Raw genomic sequence first — 18,480 nt, forward strand, 5'->3', positions numbered from 1 at the left:
ACCTCCCCGTCGTTCGTTCATTTCGCACGTTCGCGTTTTTCCACGGAACAATCCGCGGAAAAACGCCGCTATATCGTTTCTACCACTGGATTGTCACAGCCGGCTTTCGATGGTCACTTGGCAGACGGCGGCTGCTGTTGCGAAATCGCCATGCCGGGTACGAATCCTTCGCTGAAGATCCTGCGCCAGTATTCGAGCATGTCCGCTTTCGACATTGACATGAACATGCCCGCCGCGAGTACGGCGACGTCCTCGTTGAATACGGTGTCGAGCGGCAGTTTTTCATGCAGTTTCGGCCAGCGCTGCAGTACGGCCAGCATGCCTCCGACGGTGAAATCGAGCATGAGATCGGTTTTCAGATCGAGGTTGTCGGCATCCAGTCCAAGTACGGAAATCATGGTGAGTCGCCCGAATTCCTTGAGTGACGAAACGAGTTCCGGCGAGCTGTGCGGACCTGCCAGCAAGGCCAATCGGTCGAGACGCTGACGCTGTTCGGGATCGCGCAGCAACGCGGTGACGTGCTTGCGCCATTCGGTGTCAGGATTGAAATCCCGCCCTGGCACGCCCGGCATTGGCGTGTCTTCGACGGCGTGCAGAATGGCGGAGTCGGCCAATTCCGGCAGTCCGGAGAAATGATAGTAGAAGGAATTGCGATTCACGTCGGCCGTGCGCACGATGTCGGTGACGGTGATTTTGTTGTACTCGCGTTCCGAAAGCAGCTCCCAGAAGGCGTTTTCGAGACGATCTTTTGCTGGCAGGATTTCCGAATCCCTACGTGGTCGTGGCATCAGTACCCCCTAATAATTAGTCACGTTGCCTCATAACCACGTTTTATTGTACAAGTTGTCTAGACCGAATTTCGGCAAATGTCGTATACGAATTCACGCTTACAACACAAGTACGCTACGCGAACAGTGCCCGCCCACGTTCGCACAGTACTCACGCCTCATTCGCGCTTCACTTTCGCTGAACTTTCGGATTGCGAGCGAGCGCCGCCTGCAACAGAATCACCAACGCCTGATTGATGTTGCGCCGATCCGCACTGCTCAAGCCAACATATGTGCCGAGCATTTCAGGAATCACTTTCGGACCGGCCGCCACGATCGCAGAAATACTGCCCGCACCGGAAGCCTCAAGCACGGAGAACAGCGCGTCGACCGCATGCTCACGCTGTTCTTTGGAAAGTCCCGCAAGCCAGCCGTTCAGCGACTTGTTGAACACCACCGAACTGTCGGCCACATCTTCGGCCTTGGCGAATTCACCCCCGTGCATCTGCCACGAGAAGGCGAAATGCTGCATGATGCCGTCCACGTCGGATTTCACCACCACGCAACGTTCGGGGGTTTCAAACACCATGCCCACCACCGAGGAGTCCGGCACGATTTTCACAATGCGGTCGCTCACGCTCGCATATTCGAAACTTTTCACCACTTCTTCGGGGAAACCCGGCCCGTCGAGCGAGTAAATGCGTTCAACGCGGTCCTTGATCTCGTCTTCGGCGTTCATGGCCGCATATACGGCCAGATTACCACCTTTGGAGTGACCGGTCAGCAGTATCGGCCCATCCCACAGCGAGGCGACTTTTTTCAGGTATTCAGCTGCGGAAACCTGTGCTGGAACCGGGTATTGGAAGGCCATGTTGAAGTCTTCCTTCCATCCGACCAGCGAATCATCAGTACCCCGAAACGCCACAACCAGCGTTCCCGACGGCAGCCGGAAAGTCACTGCCGCGAACTGCGTTTGCGCACCACCATCGAACTGCTCGCAATACGCGCTCATCTCAACGTCGGAAAACCGCGGATTCGCCGCCACAGCATGGTAGAAGTCGTGCGTCACCTGCGGATCGACCAATCCCACGTTCTCCACATCATGGTCGGCCACGGGCTTGTCGTGGTTCAGCTCGTCATCGGCACGCGCAATCGTCACGCCGCCAAACGGGGGCTTGCGCAGCATACGCAACGATGCGATCGGACGCCGAATATCGAATTGCTTCGCACGCACCTGCAACGTACCGTATTTCGCTACCAAATCGTCCAATCGCAGCACGCATTCCGGTACTTCGTCGTACGAAAGCTGCGCCAACACCAATGCGTCGGCCTCGCGGAACGGCAATGCCTCGAAACTGCGCGTTTCCGTGCGCGCATAGTCAATAATATTGCCCATCACGCATCCCCCTCCTTGTCGTTGCGCAGTTCCCCGACAGCGACTTTCGCCGCACTGGCTGGAATCGCCTTGAACACGTCTTTGATGAGTTCGCGCGTTTGCACGTCGGTACCTCTGGCGGCTGCCACGATTTTCGGCAGCGAATCCGTCCAATGCGCCACCAGATCAGCGATATTACCGTACCCCGCGGCTGCGAAGATGTCGTATATCTGGTTGATGGCCCGTTCGCGTTGTTCCTGGCTTACGCGGTCGAACCATCCGTCAATGGTTTTGCCGATGAGTTGCGCACCGCCTGTCAGCTCGCTTGCCTGCTCGAATTCGCCGGATTGCGTCACTTGCCAGCTTGATCCCATATGCTGCAGAATGCTTATGGCGTCGGCTTTGACGAAGGTTGGTTTGATTTGCGATTGCAACAGCATGCCGATAATGGAGGATTCCGGCACGGTTTTGTCGATTCGTGCCGCGATTGCCTGATATGCGCGGCTATGCACCATGACTTGAGACATTCCAGGACCGTCATGCGAGAAGATGCGGGAGATTCTGCAGTTGCGTCCCGGCACGCTTCCTCCGAGCGCCGGCAGCAGTCCGAGCCGTTGCGCGCGTTCGTTGGTCGCTTCAATATCGCTTTGCGTGATTTGCATGGCCGCATATACCGCCATATTGCCGCCTTTGGAATGCCCGCCGATCATAATGTCGGGTGATTTTTTCGCCGAGAGGAAACGTTCCGTCCTGTCCAGAATCGAGTCCGCATATCGATATGCCGATTCTTGCGACGGCACTGGGCAGCGCACCGCCATATTAAAATCCTCTTTCCAACCGACGAGCGTGCCGTCAGTGCCACGGAACGCAACATATAAGCCGAAATCGGCACCCAAATCGAAGGTCATCGCAGCGAATTGCTGCTGCTCGCCCTCATCCAAACGTTCGTCATACTCCCCCACCCGCAACCCGCGGAATCGCGGCGATTCGCAAACCGCGCGCAGCAACGAAAGCCGATAATCATTCATTTCAGAGGAATTCGAAACAAACATCTCATCGTAGCTTTCGGCGCGCAGCAAGTCACGGATCGGCACGGTCGCCACCGACTTGGCCTCGCCGAATGCTGGAACCAAGCCCGGCAATCGCATGTAGGAAAGCTCGGAAAGCACCAAGGAATCGACATTGCTGAACGCCAATTCGCCAAACCCGCGGAACTCGCGGCGCACATAATCCACAACATTGCCCATGCCTCAACTTTAGTCCGTTCACGGCTCCGGACACATGTCACCACGCGCATTCCCACATGTTCTCGCGCACGCCCCCGCACACCCACGCTCAAACCGACTCAGCCACGCACTGTAGGATATGTGCGAACACAAGTTGCGAACACGCATCGCAGACGCAGCGAACGCAAGTCGCGCGCACCAGTAATGCATGCGAATCAAACTTATGAAGGGACGCTTCAGAACACTATGGAACCGATTGGAATCGTTGTGGATTGGCTGAAAACCAATTCCGGAAAAATCATTCTGCTCATTGTCGTTGCACTGCTTGCGGCCGTTATCGACAAGGCGCTTACCCGAATCGTGAGCAAAGTGCTGGACCGTTCGCAAGTGCCGAACGCTTCGATTTTCATCAATATTCTGCGCGCGGTGGTGTGGACGTTGGCTGTGGGCACTGTGCTGCAGCCGGTATTCGGCATTAATCCGACCACGATTTTCACCGCGCTCGGCATTGGTGGTCTTGCGGTGTCGCTCGGTATGAAAGATACGATCGCGAACATCATCGGCGGTTTCGGTCTGATGCTTGGCCGTGTAATCCAGCCGGGCGATCTGGTGAATGTGGCGGGCACCGATGGCGTGGTCGAAGATATCAACTGGCGTCAGACCGTGGTGCGCGAGCGCAATGGCAACGTCAAGATCATTCCGAATTCGATTCTGAACACCGCGTCACTGGAAAAACTCAATCCGTCCAATGAGATGCTGGTTCGTGTGCCGTTTACCGCCAAGGCCGGTACCGACATCGACGAGATGACCCGTCAGGTGGTTCAGGCCGTGCAGCGCGATACCGCCGATTTGGCCGATCCGCGCTTCCCTCCGAAAGTAAGACTGACCGGCTACTCCCCTTACGGCATCAATGTCGAAGTGTGCGCGTACGCCAAGCCGGAATCGTTGCTTCCCGACATGATCAACGCCGTGGCACGTTCCATCGCCAATGCTGATTTTCTTGAGAATCGCGCCATTAACAAAGAATCGTAATATCCTCGCGAACATAAGAAATCGCGGTTGACCCATATATATAAAGTGCCGCATGCAGTAGTCCACATGCGGCACTTTTTTATACTGAAATTATTGCATCATTAGATTGATTGACGTAATAATAACCGTCACTACAATGTAAGTAACTACACCGACGTTCAGTATTGCCGTGCTCGTGCGAACGCCGCGAGGCAGTTCTTCCGGTGCGGTATAGAATTCAAAGTTCTTGCGATTGCGGATAAGCAACACTATGCCCGCGATGATCAGACCGTAATATAGCAGCATATAGATGCCGAATATCATCATTCCCGTCGCATTCTGGCCCATCCACTGCATCATGGCCGTTCCGTCGCCGTTTTCCGCACTGGTCAGCACGTTCATCAGACTGTCGATGTCAATGTTCGTCACCACCCACGGCGCAACCACGCCACCCATGAAGTTGACGATCATGTGCATGGCCACCGAATAACGCAGTTTGCTGGTGCGCACGTACACGTAGCCGAACATAAGACCCAATGCGAATGCGTAGAAGAACTGGAACAGGTTCATGTGCACCAGAGCAAAGAACAGTGCGGAGAACACGATCGCGGTTTTTTCGCCGTATTTGCGCGTGCGGCTGATGAGTTCCTTGCGGAAGATCCATTCTTCGAACAACGGTCCGAGAATTACGAGGAACACCACGTTCCACACGTCGAATTGCATGGCCAGATCGCTCACCGAATTGCTGGCTTTGCCTCCGGACAGCAGCGACGCCAACATATTGCCGATGAGACTGCCCCCATACATGAGCGGGAAGCACATGATAAGCAGTTTGAAGAATTGGCCCGGCTTCATGTCGAACTTGCGTGTTTCAATGACCGACGATTTGCCCATGATCAGTACCGCGAGCGGCATGGCCACGAGATACAAAGGGGCATCCGACGCCACATACACCGCCCAATTCGGCAGATTCGTGGTATGCAGTACCTGATAGAGCATGCCGGAAAGCACCGTTGCAAGCGCATACCAGATCACCACCATCAGGCACATGCCTGCGCCGATGCGGGAGAACACGCTTTTCACGCGCCTGAGCCACAGTTCGTAGGGATTGGCTTGTGGCTGCGGATACTGCGGTTGTTGCTGATATTGGGATGGCTGTTGTGGATTCTGCTGCGGATGCGGTTGTTGCGGCCGCTGCGGATATTGGGGGTACTGCGGAAACGTCATATTTGCCTTTGCGACGACGTGCACGGGGTGCATATACGAAAATGCTGATATTCAGCACCTTAGTACAGGAATGCTGAATATCAGCTTACAATCTCATGACCGTCGTCATGGGCGTCCGCAACGAAACAGCTCACACGGCGAGCGCGGCGATCGGACGCGGAGCCACCACCCAATCGAAATCAGCGCAGCACGCCCTCGATCAGCGTGGTGATCAGATCGGTGTAGCTCACGCCGGTTGCCTCCCATGCCTTGGGATACATGGAAATCGGGGTGAAGCCCGGCATGGTGTTGATTTCGTTGACCATCACTTCGCCGTCGGCCGTCACGAAGGTGTCGACACGACTCAGACCGGCGCCGTCGACTGCGATGAACGCTTTTTTGGCGGTTTCGCGCACGCGGTTCAGAGTTTCTTCCGGCAGGCTTGCGGGCACTTCCACATGGCTTGCGTCGGAGTTCACGTACTTGCTGTCGAAATCATAGAACTGGTCGTCGCCCTCGGCACGCTTGTCAAGCACGATTTCGCCCGGCCAGCTGGCCTGCGGAGCCTCGCCGGCCTTCGGGCAGAGCACGGCGCATTCGATTTCGCGCGCGTCGATGCCCTGTTCCACGAGCACACGCCAATCATGGTGGGACGCTTCGAACACTGCGGCGGCAAGCTCGGCCGCATCGCCCTCATGTTCGACCTTGGTCACGCCGAAGCTGGAACCGGCGCGGGACGGCTTCACGAACAGCGGGTACTGCAATCCGGCCTGCTGCACCGCGGCAAGCATCTCGTCCGCTTCGGCGGCGAATTCGGAAGCGGCATCATAATCGCGCACATCCAACGTGATGCCGGGAGCCACGGGAATACCGGCCGCAGCCAGCAATACCTTCGTATAATGCTTGTCCATGCAAGCGGCGGAAGCGAGCACACCGCAGCCAACGTACGGCACGTTCATCATTTCGAACAGGCCCTGAATCGTGCCATCCTCACCGTACGGACCATGCAATACCGGAAGCACGGCGTCCACGTGGCCAAGCGAAGTCAGCGTGCCGTCATCTTCACGAGCGAAGAAACCATCCTGGCCGAGTGCCACATCCAGCACCACATCTTTGGAGAAATCCGTCTTCTCCACCATCGGCAGGCCTTCGCTCATGTTCCACTTGCGTGGATCCTCGCCGCCTACGATCCACTCGCCGTTCTTGGTGATTCCCACCTCAATGGCTTCGAACTTGTCAGTATCCAACGCGCGCAGCACGCCCGCCGCAGAGATGCAGGAAATCGAATGCTCGTCGGCTTTGCCGCCATACATCACCACAATGCGCTGTTTTGCCATCTTTGTCTTATGCTCCATAAGTTGGTCCGTTGAACGCACGCGCGCCCAATACCGTCTGCCAATACTGTCTGTACTGTCTGTCTTCGCAATATCGCGCCGGTTCGCACTTCTGTTCGCCCGCGATACCACGCATTCGCAATATCGCAGTTCAGTATACAAACCGCACCCCACAGCCCACACACGACGAATCATAATTACACACGCCCGTCACTCATGTCCTATTTTCATGAATCATAGAATACGGAATCAAACGTTGGAATGATGCGATTGCAACCTGAAAAACCGAGCTTAATCGCTTTGTCTAATCACGATTAGACTAATCACGATTAGACTATTTTTATACAGATTTACTATTATTGCCGAAATATATGGCGATTGACGATTGACACATTCCGATTGACGTTTTACGCAATCGCATGCCTCGAAAAATAAAAAGACCGCACCTGAAAGTGCGGTCTTATCTGCAATCGCGATGTTACGGAAAGCTTATTCTTCGCTGATGCCTTCGCCGAAAAGTTCGGACAGCATCTGCGCGCAGGAGATGCCATCGGAAAGCACGTGGCTCATGGCCGTGGCGAGCGGCGTGGGCACGCCATACTGCTTGCCGAGCGCCACCACCGCATCGGTGGTCGGCACGCCTTCGGCCACGCCGTTACTCACCTTGGTGGCTTCCTCAACGCTCAATCCCTTGCCCAAGTTGGATCCGAACGTGTAGTTGCGGCTCAACGGGGATCCGCAGGTGGCGATCAGGTCGCCCACGCCAGCCAAACCGGCGAACGTCTTCGGATCGGCGCCTGCCGCCTCGCCCAGGGCGGTCAGTTCGGCCAGGCCACGGGTTTCGATCATGGCGGCGGTATTTTCGCCGTAGCCGGCGCCGCGGGCCATGCCCACGGCCAGCGCGACCACATTCTTCAGCGATCCACACATTTCCAAGCCGATCACGTCGCGGGTTACGAACGCACGGAAATAGTCGGTGGTGCAAGCGGCTGCGATCTTGCGCGCATTGTCGAGATTTTCGCAGGCGACCACGGTTGCGGCCGGCTCGCGGTCGGCGATCTGCTTGCTCAGGTTCGGTCCGGAAATCGCGGCGAAGCGGTCGGCCGGCAGGTCGAGCGTTTCCATAACGACTTCATCCATGCGCTTGCCGGTGGTGCGTTCGATGCCTTTCATCAGCGAGGCGACGAGTGCGGTTTCGGGAATCAGGTCCTTGAATTCGACGAGCGCGACGCGGGCGAACTGTGCGGCGATGGCCACGATCACAATGTCGGCGTTGGCTACGGCTTCGGCACGGTCGCCGGTGGCGGTCATGTTGCTTGGCAGCACTTTCACGCTGGGCAGGCGAACACCGTTGTGATGGTGGTCGCGAATGCCTTCCACAATCTCCGGTTCGATGGCCCACATAGTCACATTGTTGCCTGCATCGGCAAGCACCTGACCGAAAGCGGTTCCCCAAGCTCCTGCGCCCAGTACCGTCACGTTCGTCATATTTGCTCCTTGCATTACTCCGGGCATCATTCATAACCCGGAGTCTTGGCTCAAAAATTGCTTTTCCTATGCTACCGCCGGCTACGCACACCGCGATATATGCCGCAATACGCGCCATACGTATGCGCAATCGGCTGGCAGTATTTCGATTACCGCATTTCAGCAATCGCGTGTGCGGTCTTTTTCGATTCGGCCTTCTTCGATTCAGTCCTTCACTCGGCTCATCGTACGATAATCCCAATATCCATCGGGGGCTTGTTCGCCGCGGATTTCGGCCATGACTTCGGTCATACGCACGCGGATGCGTCGGGTAAGTTCGTTGGCGAGATCCTCCGGCACTTCCTCACCCCAGGAATCGCAATCGGCGAGCAGATCCGCATAATCAAGCGCCTCGTCGTAGCACATGACCACGTTTTTACGCGGCCACGGCCACCAATGGTTGATGCTTGCCGCGCCCCACGTTACCGCGCAATACAGCGGAATCTGGTAGCCGAGTCGGCGCGAAGCCTCAAGCGCGATCATGCCCACGCCGTTTTTCATGCTCATCGGCCATTTCTGCGGGTCGCGCGTTACCGTGCCTTCCGGCCATACGGTTAGGGGTCGGCCGGAGGTAAGGATTTCCACGGAGGTTTCCTCGATGGCTTTCGCCTTGCCCGAACGGCGTTGCACGGGCTGCATGCCTACCAGTTGGAACCATTTGCCGATCAGCGGCCACGAGGCCATTTCGGCTTTGGCCATGTAGCGCGGACGGCGGCCTTGATGGAACATGGAGATCATGGGCACGAACACGTCAAACATGGTGACGTGCGTGGCCGCGGTGATGAACGGACCGGTTTCCGGCACGTGTTCGATGCCCCACGCCTTGAGTTTGGTGCGGTTGCGGAATACGATGTCGCATCCGGTGAGCAGACGATGGGTCGCTTTCGGATTCTGCGCCGCGATTTCGGCTTCATTGGCTTTGCGCGGCCCGCATGGAAAGTCGTGGGTTGGGTCAACGAGATGGTGACGCTGTGCGAGCTTTGCGACTTGTTCGTCGCTTAACGGTTTGACCGCGGAACGCGGCGAGGGTTTTCCTTTGGATGCCATGCGTTCCATTCTGCCACCACCCATTCCGCTTGGTTGGAACGATTGCGCTCATGCACGACGCACACACGAAATACAAAAACACGGAATATACGAAAAAGGCGGAACTGGTGGATAGGCTGGAGGACGATTGACGACGAAGATGTTGCGACCATCCCTAGAATCCGTCTGGACATGCAGTAAACACAATAACGATGAGGGAAACCCTTATATCTTCGGCTGTTCACCTCGTTGCAAACGCCATTCGATATCGACAATCATAATGCCATTCCGAAAGAATCTCTGCCGAAAATCGACATTATTTTCAAAAACAATAAAACTTTTGCATCACTATTATGCGCCATAACCCCCTAAATTAAGTTCAATAATTTATACACTGAATTACTAAGTTTTTGAGAACGAGCAACGGCAATGTGTAAGCAAAAAGCCGGTGCCCACTGTTGTGAACACCGGCCTTACCAAGCCAATCAAGCTATATCAGCGATAAATCAAGCAACAAATCAGTCGAAATCTGCGCCGAGGGCTTCGAGCTTGCCACGGAAATCGGCATAACCGCGGTCAATCAGCGAAATGCCCTGCACATTGGACGGGCCCTTTGCCGCCAACGCGGCAATCAGATGGCTGAAGCCGCCACGCAGATCCGGCACGTCAATATCGCGGCCGGTCAGCGGGGTCGGTCCGAAAATAACCGCGGAATGCTTGTAATTGCGCTGCTGGAAACGGCATGGCAGCGATCCGAGGCATTCGCGATACAGCTGAATCGTGGCACCCATCTGCACCAGTGGCTTCGTGAAACCGAAACGATTCTCATACACCGTTTCGTGCACGATCGACAGGCCCTTCGCCTGCGTCAACGCCACCACCAGCGGCTGCTGCCAGTCGGTCATGAAGCCCGGATGCACGTCGGTTTCGATCGCGACCGGCTTCAAATCGCCGCCCGGATGCCAGAAACGAATGCCGTTATCGGTGATGTCGAACTCACCACCAATCTTGCGGAACACGTTCAGGAACGTCATCATTTCAGGCTGCGTAGCACCCTTGACGAAAATGTCGCCATGCGTGGCCAATGCCGCGGAAGCCCAGGAAGCGGCCTCGATGCGGTCGGTCAGCGAAGTGTGCGTATAGCCCTTCAGCTCCTTCACACCCTCGATGCGGAACGTACGGTCCACATCCACGGAAATGATCGCGCCCATCTTCTGCAGCACGCACACCAAATCCATGATTTCAGGTTCGGTGGCAGCGCCGGAAAGCTCCGTCTTGCCCTCAGCAAGCACGGCGGCAAGCAACGTCTGCTCGGTAGCGCCCACCGACGGGTACGGCAGGTGAATCTTCGCGCCATGCAAACCGTTCGGAGCGGTGATATGAATGCCGTCCTTATGTTCCTTATCGACGTTGGCACCCAACTTGCGCAACGTTTCCAGGTGGAAATCAATCGGACGACCGCCAATATTGCATCCGCCGAGAGCCGGAATGAACGCCTCACCCAAACGGTGCAGCAGCGGGCCGGAGAACAGAATCGGAATACGCGACGAACCAGACAGCGTATCCACGTCGGCCACATCGGCAAGCTGCACATTCGTGGCGTCGATCGTGACCACGCCGTGATCGCCATCCACCGTAACGTCCACGCCATGCAGACGCAGCAAGTCGGAGACCACATGCACGTCGCGAATCTCCGGAACATTCTTCAACACGGACGTACCCGGGGCGAGCAGCGCCGCCACCATGGCCTTGCTCACGAAGTTCTTCGCGCCACGCACCTTGATGGTGCCGTTCAGCGGCTTGCCACCTTCGACGTGCAGAATGTCGTTGTTGTTGTCAGACACGCTCAACCTCTTTCGCTTCCCTTATACGGTTCAAGCTTGAAACACACTAACCCTCAGTTTGCCATAAGGCATGTAGTGGGCTCGTGAAATGCCGCGTTCAGCGCAGTGTCTCCCAATTTCGTTCGACTTTCGACCAAAATTCCCAGCCACTGGAACAATCCACCCGCCAAACCGCATCCCAGCGGGCAAAAACTTCCAGTCGGTGGAAGAATCCTCCCGGTACAAGCCCCTCCACCGTCCAAAAACCTCCAGTCACTGGAAGAATCATCCCACCAAACTGCATCTCAGCGGGCAAAACCCTCCAGTCACTGGAAGAATCAGGACGGACAGCTACCCCCGTGCTGCACTAATCCTTCCAGCGAATGGGAAAAATGGACGGTGAAACGCAACAGAGCGCAAATCAGGCGCAATTGAACCTGTGACTACAGTGCGGCTTTAATGTCTTGCGCCAAACGGGCGTTCCACATGGCACCCGTAGCGCTCATCACCGCGTTTGCACCAGCCTCGCGGTACGCCTTGTAATCTTCCGGACGAATCACACCGCCCACGCCAACGATCGCAAAATCAAGACCCAGCTTCTCGCGAATCGCATTCAGGCGGCCAACCATATCGAGACCTGCACCACGAATCGCATTGCCACATACGCCCGAACGGTCACGCCCCGCGCCTGGCAATGCCTGATTGCCGTTCGCATCCACCAGCTTCGCGGAGATTGTGTTAATGGTGGAGAAACCCTGCACCGCGCCATGGCCGGCGGTTTCCTTCACCATGATTTCCAGATCAGCATCATTCGGAATGTATGCGAGCTTCACGATCAGCGGACGATCGCCGATTTCGTTCTTCACCGCTTCCGTAATCTCGCCGACCAAATGCGGATCGTGGCACAACAGACGATTATGTCCCTCATTCGGGCAGCTGGTGTTCATTTCCATCAGGCCAGCGCCAGTTTCGGCAACCAAATGCGCGGTGGTGACATGATCGGCGATATACGCTTCACGATCCATGCCCTCCACGCGGGAGCCTTGGAAGCTCGGCACCAGCAGCTGGCCGTCACCGGCTGCGGCGATTGCCTTCTGCATGTCCGGCTGCCATTCGTCGGGATCACGGGAGGGAACGCCGAAACTGTTGGAAATCGAAATCGGAAGCTCATAACGGGTATCGGCAAGCACACCCTCGTCAAGTTCGGCACTGCCCGGAACCAGCGAACCATCGGCATTCCGCGGATGCACGGCCAGCACGTTCGGGAACGCATTGCAGCCCCATGCGCGGGAACGAACCGTCTTGTATACCGCCAGATCGAAGCCCATACGGAAAGCGGCCGTGGTGAAACGCTCATTCAGCAGCGGACCAGCTGGAATACCGAACGGCAGATTCACACGAAAACCAAGGAATTCCTGCGCTTGAGCGGCCTGAATGGTCTGAACGCCCTGAACCTCACTGGAGGAATCGGACGCAACCTCAGCAACAACAGACGTGACCGATCCCGCAGAATCGGACGCATCAGCCCGCAACACTTCGGCAAACGCGCCGAACGGCCCTTGCAAATAGTTGTCTTCATACGTGCGATTGACATCATAAAACGGCGCAAAACCCTGGCTCATTTTTCTCTCCGAAAGCTACGAAAGCACGAAACAATAAGCCCACCATAGCGCGTCTCATATGCAAAACCCGCGCAAATCTCACATAATCAGCAATCCCAACGTCCCAATCCTTCCAGTCACTGGAGGAATCCGGACAATATGAGTCCCCTAATCGTCCCAAAACCTCCACCCAGTGGAGGAATCACCCCGCTACGGACCGTCTCAAAGTCCAAAAACATCCACCTACTGGAAGAATCCTCCCGCTCACGCATCACATAACATCCCAATCCTTCCAGTCACTGGAAGAATCCTCCCGCGAACAATCATCCCGACGTCCCAATTCTTCCACCCACTGGAAGAATCCTCCCGCAAACAGCCCGCGCAACAACGCAAGCGGGGTGTTCCTTCCACCCACTGGAGGAATCACCCCGCAAACAGCCCGCGCACCTAGCCAGACGCCAACTCAGATGATGCCGCGATCGGCAAGCGGGCCCTGCCAATCCGGGTATTCGCCTTCGCGCGCGGACGCGATCAACTGCTCCGGCTCACGCTTCGCCGGCAGCGTCTTCGGCTTGAACGGGAACTTTTCGGCACGCATCTTCTCGTATGTCACAATATCGTCTTCATACTGCAACGTCAGATCGATATCGTCATAGCCGTTCATCAGGCGCCAACGGGTATAGTCGTTCACTTCGAACGGCAGCGTCACGTCGCCGCACGTCACCGTGCGATCCTCCAGGCTCACCGTCATATCACGGCCCGGCTCCTCGTCAAGCAGCTTCCACAGCAACTCAACGGATTCCTGCGGCATAATCGCAGCCAGCACGCCGTTCTTCGCGGTGTTGCCGTAGAAAATGTCGGCGAAACGAGATGAAATCACCACGCGGAAGCCGTAATCATGCAATGCCCACACGGCATGTTCACGAGAAGATCCGATACCGAAATCCGGTCCGGCAACGAGAATCTTGCCCCGCTTGTATTCCGGCTGGTTGAGCACGAATTCCGGATCGCGACGCCACGCATAGAACAGCGCGTCGTCGAAACCGGACTTCTGCACGCGCTTCAAGAACACGGCTGGAATAATCTGGTCAGTATCGACATTGGAACGGCGAAGCGGCACGGCCACGCCGGTAAGAGTAGTCAGTTTTTCCATTTCACTATTTCTTTCGATGTAACGATTCACAGAATGCCGGAAATCCAAGATTTCTCAGGTTTTCAAGCATTCTCAACGATTCACAGATCAGCCGGAGACGAGATGGTACCGCGGATGGCCGTTGCGGCGGCGACCGCCGGCGACGCCAGATGCGTACGCGACCCCTTGCCCTGTCGACCTTCGAAATTGCGGTTCGAAGTGGAGATGGAACGTTCGCGGGCCACCATCTTGTCGGGGTTCATGCCCAGGCACATGGAGCAGCCTGCGTTACGCCATTCGGCACCGAAGTCCTTGAAGATCTTGTCAAGTCCTTCCTTTTCCGCCTGCAAACGCACGCGAGAGGAGGCCGGCACCACGAGCACGCGGTGAATGTTTTCGGCCTTGTGATGCCCCTTCATAATGGAAGCGGCCACACGCAGATCCTCGAGACGTCCGTTGGTGCAGGAGCCGATGAACACGGTATCCACGGCAATGTCTTTGATGCGCATGCCCGGCGTCAAGCCCATGTAGGCAATGGCACGCTCGGCCGCGGTGCGCTCGGTTTCATCGTTGAACGAAGCCGGATCCGGCACCACGCCGGAAATCTTGATGCCCTGACCCGGGTTGGTGCCCCACGTCACATACGGCTCGAGATCTTCGGCCTTGATGGTCACTTCCTTGTCGAATACGGCGTCGTCATCGGTTTTCAGCGTCTTCCAGTATTCGATGGCCTTGTCCCACATTTCACCTTCCGGCGCGTGCGGGCGTCCCTTCAGATATTCGAACGTCACTTCGTCCGGCGCGATCATGCCGGCGCGAGCGCCCGCTTCGATCGACATGTTGCAGATGGTCATGCGTGCGTCCATCGACAGTTTCTTGATGGCCTCACCACGATATTCAATGACGTGCCCTTGGCCGCCACCGGTGCCGATCTTCGCGATAATCGCAAGAATAATGTCTTTTGCGGTGACGCCCTTCGGCAGTTCACCTTCGATATTCACGGCCATGGTCTTGAACGGCTTCAGGCTCAGGGTCTGCGTTGCCATAACATGTTCGACTTCGGAGGTGCCGATGCCGATGGCCATGGCACCGAACGCGCCGTGCGTGGAGGTGTGCGAGTCACCGCACACGATCGTCATGCCCGGCTGCGTCAGGCCCAGCACCGGCGCGAACGCGTGCACCACGCCCTGATCGGCGTCTCCCAGCGGGCACAGACGTACGCCGAAATCCTTGCAGTTCTTTTCGAGCGTGCTTAGCTGCAGCGCGGAGATCTTATCCGGATTCGGGCGGTCGATGTCGGCAGTCGGCGTGTTGTGATCTTCCGTTGCGATCAGCTGGTCAAGGTGACGTGGCTTGCGTCCGGCCAGTCGCAAGCCTTCGAATGCCTGCGGACTGGTAACTTCGTGCATGAGCATCAGATCAATGTACAGCAAGTCGGGAGCCCCATCACTACCCTTGCGTACCAAATGATCGGCCCAGACCTTCTCGGCCAATGTCGTTCCCATTGCGGGACCTCCTCGAATTTTTCCTCGCTTTTTCCTCGCGGTATTGCCAACCCGCGTTGTTCGTGCTATAAGCCTATGGTGTTCGAGCCTGGTTCGAACGCGTTTATGCCGGTATATGAGATACTTGCATGCAACGCACACATCACATATGGGCCAAGTTCACTCCAGATCATGTCAAAATCGCCGCGATTGTGGCATACCTCCCCGTATGTACCTACAAAATCGTTGAAAATTCAGATTTTTTCCAGCTTTTTCCATAACTGAGTAAAGATTAAAATACCTGCTCTACCGCAGTCCGACATTGCGTACATTTTGCATTTCAATATGTGAGATGGCATAATCCCTCTTATGACTTCTTCGAATACAAGCACCACCATGCCTGAATCGCAGTCGGATGAGACTGAGCTTCCAGCTGAGACCCACCACACGACGTCTTCTCAAAGCAATGAGATTCATTCCGGTGTGGGTGTGCTTGACAAGACCGTCAAAATCCTTGACGCGCTTGAATCCGGTCCGGCAACGCTCGGACAGCTGGTTTCCTCGACGGGCTTGGCCCGACCGACCGCGCATCGACTGGCGATTGCGTTGGAGCGTCACCGTTTTGTGTTGCGTGATCAGCATGGTCGTTTCGTGCTTGGCTCGCGTTTTGCGGAATTGGCCGCTGCTGCCGGCGAGGATCGTTTGCTGACCGCAGCCGCGCCGATTTTGCAGACGTTGCTGGATCGCACTGGCGAATCCGCGCAGATTTACCGCCGTCAGGGCGATATGCGCGTGTGCATCGCCGCCGTGGAGCGCGCTTCCGGTTTGCGTGATTCCATTCCGGTCGGTGCGATGCTGTCGATGGAGGCCGGTTCCGCGGCCCAGATTTTGCTGGCTTGGGAGGATTCCGAACGCCTGCATCAGGGGTTGCGTCACGCCAAGTTCACCGCGGCCAAGCTTACCGCCGTGCGCAAGCGCGGTTGGGCCGAGTCGGTCAACGAGCGCGATGAGGGCGTATGCTCGATTTCCGCGCCGATTCGCAATGCTTCCGGTCAGGTGATTGCCGCAATTTCGATTTCCGGCCCGGACGGTCGTATGGGGTCCAATCCCGGACGCCGTTACGCCCCGCTGGTTATGGCTGCCGGCAAGTATTTGACCGACGCCTTGATTAAGGCTTCTTCCGGTCGCTGACGGGCAATATACAGCCTCTCAACCGTGTTCCGCGATGCATGCAGGACACGGTTTTGCTATTTCCTGCCTTCCGCAAGTTTTGCCATTTCCTTGCAGGATTTGTCATTTCGCTCTTTTCAGCTACTTCTTACGCAGCCAAGTCAACAGTTTGCTCCACCATGTCGGCCGATGCAGCAGATCCACGCCTTCGGATTCGGGCTTCGATTCACTGGTCATGCCGTACGCGTACGCCTTGCCCGCGCTCGGTTTGCCCACCAATTCGCCGTATTCAAGCAGCTGCGTACGCGGCTCGTACGGATGGCGGATGTCGAACTCGATCAGCCGCGCGGCCCGCTTCTGCGGCACCGGACCATACGATCCGAAACCGCTGGTGGGCGACGCGATCATCATCAGACCGCCAACCTTGCCTGGCGAAGCCGCCGTCTGCGCATCAGCCGAGGCCATTTCTCGCGAAACCGGCACTGTTCCAACGAATGCGTTGCGGTGATCATGCCCCGCGGAAATCGCAAAATAGTCATGCTGTTCCAATATCGCGAATTCACCGCTGTCGGCATCCGGGCAGCTGACACCCTCCCCCAGATAACTGCCGGGAAGCGTTTTTTCCTCATCCAAAACGTAATGTTTTCCAGCGAAATTGCGGTAGCCTTCAATCGCACGCGCCGCATTCGCCGCGGCCGGCTTAAGCAGTTGGTAATACTGTTGCACCGGAAAATGCTGGAATACCATGCACGGGACCGCCGGTTCCTGCGATTGCGCGGTTTCGTGCGATCCTGCCTGTTTCTGAGATTGCGTGGCCATCATTTCCGGCACTTCGGCAAGAAATCGCAACGCCTCCGCGGACGGGCTTCCGTACCCGCCGGAACGTGCGTAATCGCCCGAATCCAGCAATACCAAGCCCAGCACGGACATCGTATGGTCCACATCGGCAACCGGCAATGCGAAGGTGCCCGGCTCGCAAGCGAATACGCGCTGATTCGGCAAATACGATTCCGCCCGGAGTTGCACGAAACCTGCATCTTCCGCAGAATCCATGCTTCCCACAGAATTTGCAGAATTTGCGCCCCCGAGGCCGCTCTCGCCTCCCGTAGGCTCAGGGTTCACGCATCCGGGAAATTCCCTGCAAATGCTTTCGATTTCCGCATTGCTGAGCCCGCATTGAAAATCGTGGTTGCCGAATGTCACCGCCCACGGAATGCCGCGATCGGCAAGCGGACGCACGAGCTGTTCGACAGTGGCGCGCACGGATGCGCAGGTGCGTTCCAGCGCAGCTTCGAACCGTTCTGACGCTTCGGAAGACTTGGATGAAGCGGTTCTGGAGGAAATCCCCGCGGCAGCGCTCCAACGACGTTTGCGCGTGGTTTGCGCGTATGCAGGATCATATCCTGCGATCTGATTGCCGGTGAAGATAACAATGTCCGGCCGTGTGGCGTCCAGCGACGCTTCAATGAGTTTGACGGTGTCTTTGCTGACTTTCGGCCCGTCTTGGATGTCGGTAAGCTGCAGCACGCGGAATTTGCCGGATTGGTGGAATTGCAGTCGCCCCAGTCTCGCGGATACGGAAAGCGGGCGATCGTCTCCCTCTTCCGCTGGTTGGATGCGCGGTCGCGTGGCCGCGGCTTTTGCTGCGTTCTGCAATTCAGTCATGTTTCCTAGGGTAGTGCAATTTTCTTGGACCGTGCCATAGTGACAAACTATACTTGCGAAAAACAAAAAACCCTCGCATCCGCGAGGGTCATTGGCTGGGATGCCTGGACTCGAACCAAGAATGGCTGAACCA

At 56.6% G+C, this 18,480-nt stretch carries 14 protein-coding genes; 2 read left to right on the forward strand and 12 right to left on the reverse strand.

What is annotated here, in order from left to right; all coding sequences use genetic code 11:
* Positions 1-113: 113 nt before the first annotated feature.
* The 3 genes from Q5H33_RS05425 to Q5H33_RS05435 all read right to left on the reverse strand — a co-directional run bounded on the left by Q5H33_RS05425 (position 114) and on the right by Q5H33_RS05435 (position 3,389).
* Entirely contained in the window at positions 114-788 is a 675-nt protein-coding gene (locus Q5H33_RS05425; protein ID WP_095279238.1) for a TetR/AcrR family transcriptional regulator, read from the reverse strand.
* Between the two features lie 169 nt (positions 789-957).
* Positions 958-2,163 (reverse strand): DUF2974 domain-containing protein, encoded by a 1,206-nt coding sequence (locus tag Q5H33_RS05430; protein ID WP_302423426.1) that lies wholly within the window; start codon positions 2,161-2,163, stop codon positions 958-960.
* Positions 2,163-3,389: an Mbeg1-like protein gene (locus Q5H33_RS05435; protein ID WP_072043244.1), complete on the reverse strand. Its 1,227-nt coding sequence runs from the start codon at positions 3,387-3,389 to the stop codon at positions 2,163-2,165. The genes Q5H33_RS05430 and Q5H33_RS05435 overlap by 1 nt, the downstream gene beginning before the upstream one ends.
* Positions 3,390-3,614: 225 nt before the next feature.
* On the opposite strand from Q5H33_RS05435, the gene Q5H33_RS05440 reads away from it, so the two are divergent.
* On the forward strand, positions 3,615-4,400 hold the full coding sequence (locus Q5H33_RS05440; protein WP_034880031.1) for a mechanosensitive ion channel family protein: 786 nt from the start codon (positions 3,615-3,617) through the stop codon (positions 4,398-4,400).
* Between the two features lie 90 nt (positions 4,401-4,490).
* Here Q5H33_RS05440 and Q5H33_RS05445 read toward each other — a convergent pair whose 3' ends face one another.
* The 8 genes from Q5H33_RS05445 to leuC form a co-directional block, all read right to left on the reverse strand.
* Positions 4,491-5,606, reverse strand: a complete 1,116-nt coding sequence (locus tag Q5H33_RS05445; protein ID WP_259296950.1) for a CPBP family intramembrane glutamic endopeptidase — start codon at positions 5,604-5,606, stop codon at positions 4,491-4,493.
* Between the two features lie 179 nt (positions 5,607-5,785).
* Positions 5,786-6,922: a D-alanine--D-alanine ligase family protein gene (locus Q5H33_RS05450; RefSeq protein ID WP_302423429.1), complete on the reverse strand. Its 1,137-nt coding sequence runs from the start codon at positions 6,920-6,922 to the stop codon at positions 5,786-5,788.
* Between the two features lie 486 nt (positions 6,923-7,408).
* The gene (locus Q5H33_RS05455) at positions 7,409-8,407 is read right to left on the reverse strand and encodes an NAD(P)H-dependent glycerol-3-phosphate dehydrogenase (protein ID WP_033524192.1); all 999 of its coding nucleotides are present in this window, start codon (positions 8,405-8,407) and stop codon (positions 7,409-7,411) included.
* 204 nt (positions 8,408-8,611) lie between these two features.
* Positions 8,612-9,493, reverse strand: coding sequence for a 1-acyl-sn-glycerol-3-phosphate acyltransferase (locus Q5H33_RS05460; RefSeq protein ID WP_033524191.1), 882 nt, complete (start codon positions 9,491-9,493; stop codon positions 8,612-8,614).
* A gap of 497 nt (positions 9,494-9,990) precedes the next feature.
* Positions 9,991-11,316, reverse strand: a complete 1,326-nt coding sequence (gene murA, locus Q5H33_RS05465; protein WP_004220229.1) for a UDP-N-acetylglucosamine 1-carboxyvinyltransferase — start codon at positions 11,314-11,316, stop codon at positions 9,991-9,993.
* 422 nt (positions 11,317-11,738) lie between these two features.
* Positions 11,739-12,917, reverse strand: coding sequence for a diguanylate cyclase (locus Q5H33_RS05470; protein WP_004220231.1), 1,179 nt, complete (start codon positions 12,915-12,917; stop codon positions 11,739-11,741).
* A gap of 442 nt (positions 12,918-13,359) precedes the next feature.
* Positions 13,360-14,049, reverse strand: coding sequence for a 3-isopropylmalate dehydratase small subunit (gene leuD, locus Q5H33_RS05475; protein WP_004220235.1), 690 nt, complete (start codon positions 14,047-14,049; stop codon positions 13,360-13,362).
* 80 nt (positions 14,050-14,129) lie between these two features.
* Positions 14,130-15,533 carry a 3-isopropylmalate dehydratase large subunit gene (gene leuC, locus Q5H33_RS05480; protein WP_004220236.1) on the reverse strand — a complete coding sequence of 468 codons (1,404 nt, stop codon included), beginning with the start codon at positions 15,531-15,533 and terminating at the stop codon, positions 14,130-14,132.
* Between the two features lie 348 nt (positions 15,534-15,881).
* Here leuC and Q5H33_RS05485 point away from each other — a divergent pair, with 348 nt between their 5' ends.
* On the forward strand, positions 15,882-16,703 hold the full coding sequence (locus Q5H33_RS05485) for an IclR family transcriptional regulator (protein ID WP_022244563.1): 822 nt from the start codon (positions 15,882-15,884) through the stop codon (positions 16,701-16,703).
* A gap of 120 nt (positions 16,704-16,823) precedes the next feature.
* Here Q5H33_RS05485 and Q5H33_RS05490 read toward each other — a convergent pair whose 3' ends face one another.
* Complete coding sequence (locus tag Q5H33_RS05490; RefSeq protein WP_226856994.1) at positions 16,824-18,347, reverse strand: metallophosphoesterase; 1,524 nt, start codon at positions 18,345-18,347, stop codon at positions 16,824-16,826.
* Positions 18,348-18,480 lie beyond the last annotated feature (133 nt).

This window comes from uncultured Bifidobacterium sp. (assembly GCF_959020145.1).
GTDB lineage: Bacteria > Actinomycetota > Actinomycetes > Actinomycetales > Bifidobacteriaceae > Bifidobacterium.

What these genes read in the sequence shown, in the direction of transcription:
- Q5H33_RS05425 (WP_095279238.1), bottom strand. Translation starts at nt 788, where the DNA reads ATGCCACGACCACGTAGGGATTCGGAAATCCTGCCAGCAAAAGATCGT.
- Q5H33_RS05430 (WP_302423426.1), bottom strand. Translation starts at nt 2,163, where the DNA reads ATGGGCAATATTATTGACTATGCGCGCACGGAAACGCGCAGTTTCGAG.
- Q5H33_RS05435 (WP_072043244.1), bottom strand. Translation starts at nt 3,389, where the DNA reads ATGGGCAATGTTGTGGATTATGTGCGCCGCGAGTTCCGCGGGTTTGGC.
- Q5H33_RS05440 (WP_034880031.1), top strand. Translation starts at nt 3,615, where the DNA reads ATGGAACCGATTGGAATCGTTGTGGATTGGCTGAAAACCAATTCCGGA.
- Q5H33_RS05445 (WP_259296950.1), bottom strand. Translation starts at nt 5,606, where the DNA reads ATGACGTTTCCGCAGTACCCCCAATATCCGCAGCGGCCGCAACAACCG.
- Q5H33_RS05450 (WP_302423429.1), bottom strand. Translation starts at nt 6,922, where the DNA reads ATGGCAAAACAGCGCATTGTGGTGATGTATGGCGGCAAAGCCGACGAG.
- Q5H33_RS05455 (WP_033524192.1), bottom strand. Translation starts at nt 8,407, where the DNA reads ATGACGAACGTGACGGTACTGGGCGCAGGAGCTTGGGGAACCGCTTTC.
- Q5H33_RS05460 (WP_033524191.1), bottom strand. Translation starts at nt 9,493, where the DNA reads ATGGCATCCAAAGGAAAACCCTCGCCGCGTTCCGCGGTCAAACCGTTA.
- Q5H33_RS05470 (WP_004220231.1), bottom strand. Translation starts at nt 12,917, where the DNA reads ATGAGCCAGGGTTTTGCGCCGTTTTATGATGTCAATCGCACGTATGAA.
- leuD (WP_004220235.1), bottom strand. Translation starts at nt 14,049, where the DNA reads ATGGAAAAACTGACTACTCTTACCGGCGTGGCCGTGCCGCTTCGCCGT.
- leuC (WP_004220236.1), bottom strand. Translation starts at nt 15,533, where the DNA reads ATGGGAACGACATTGGCCGAGAAGGTCTGGGCCGATCATTTGGTACGC.
- Q5H33_RS05485 (WP_022244563.1), top strand. Translation starts at nt 15,882, where the DNA reads ATGACTTCTTCGAATACAAGCACCACCATGCCTGAATCGCAGTCGGAT.
- Q5H33_RS05490 (WP_226856994.1), bottom strand. Translation starts at nt 18,347, where the DNA reads ATGACTGAATTGCAGAACGCAGCAAAAGCCGCGGCCACGCGACCGCGC.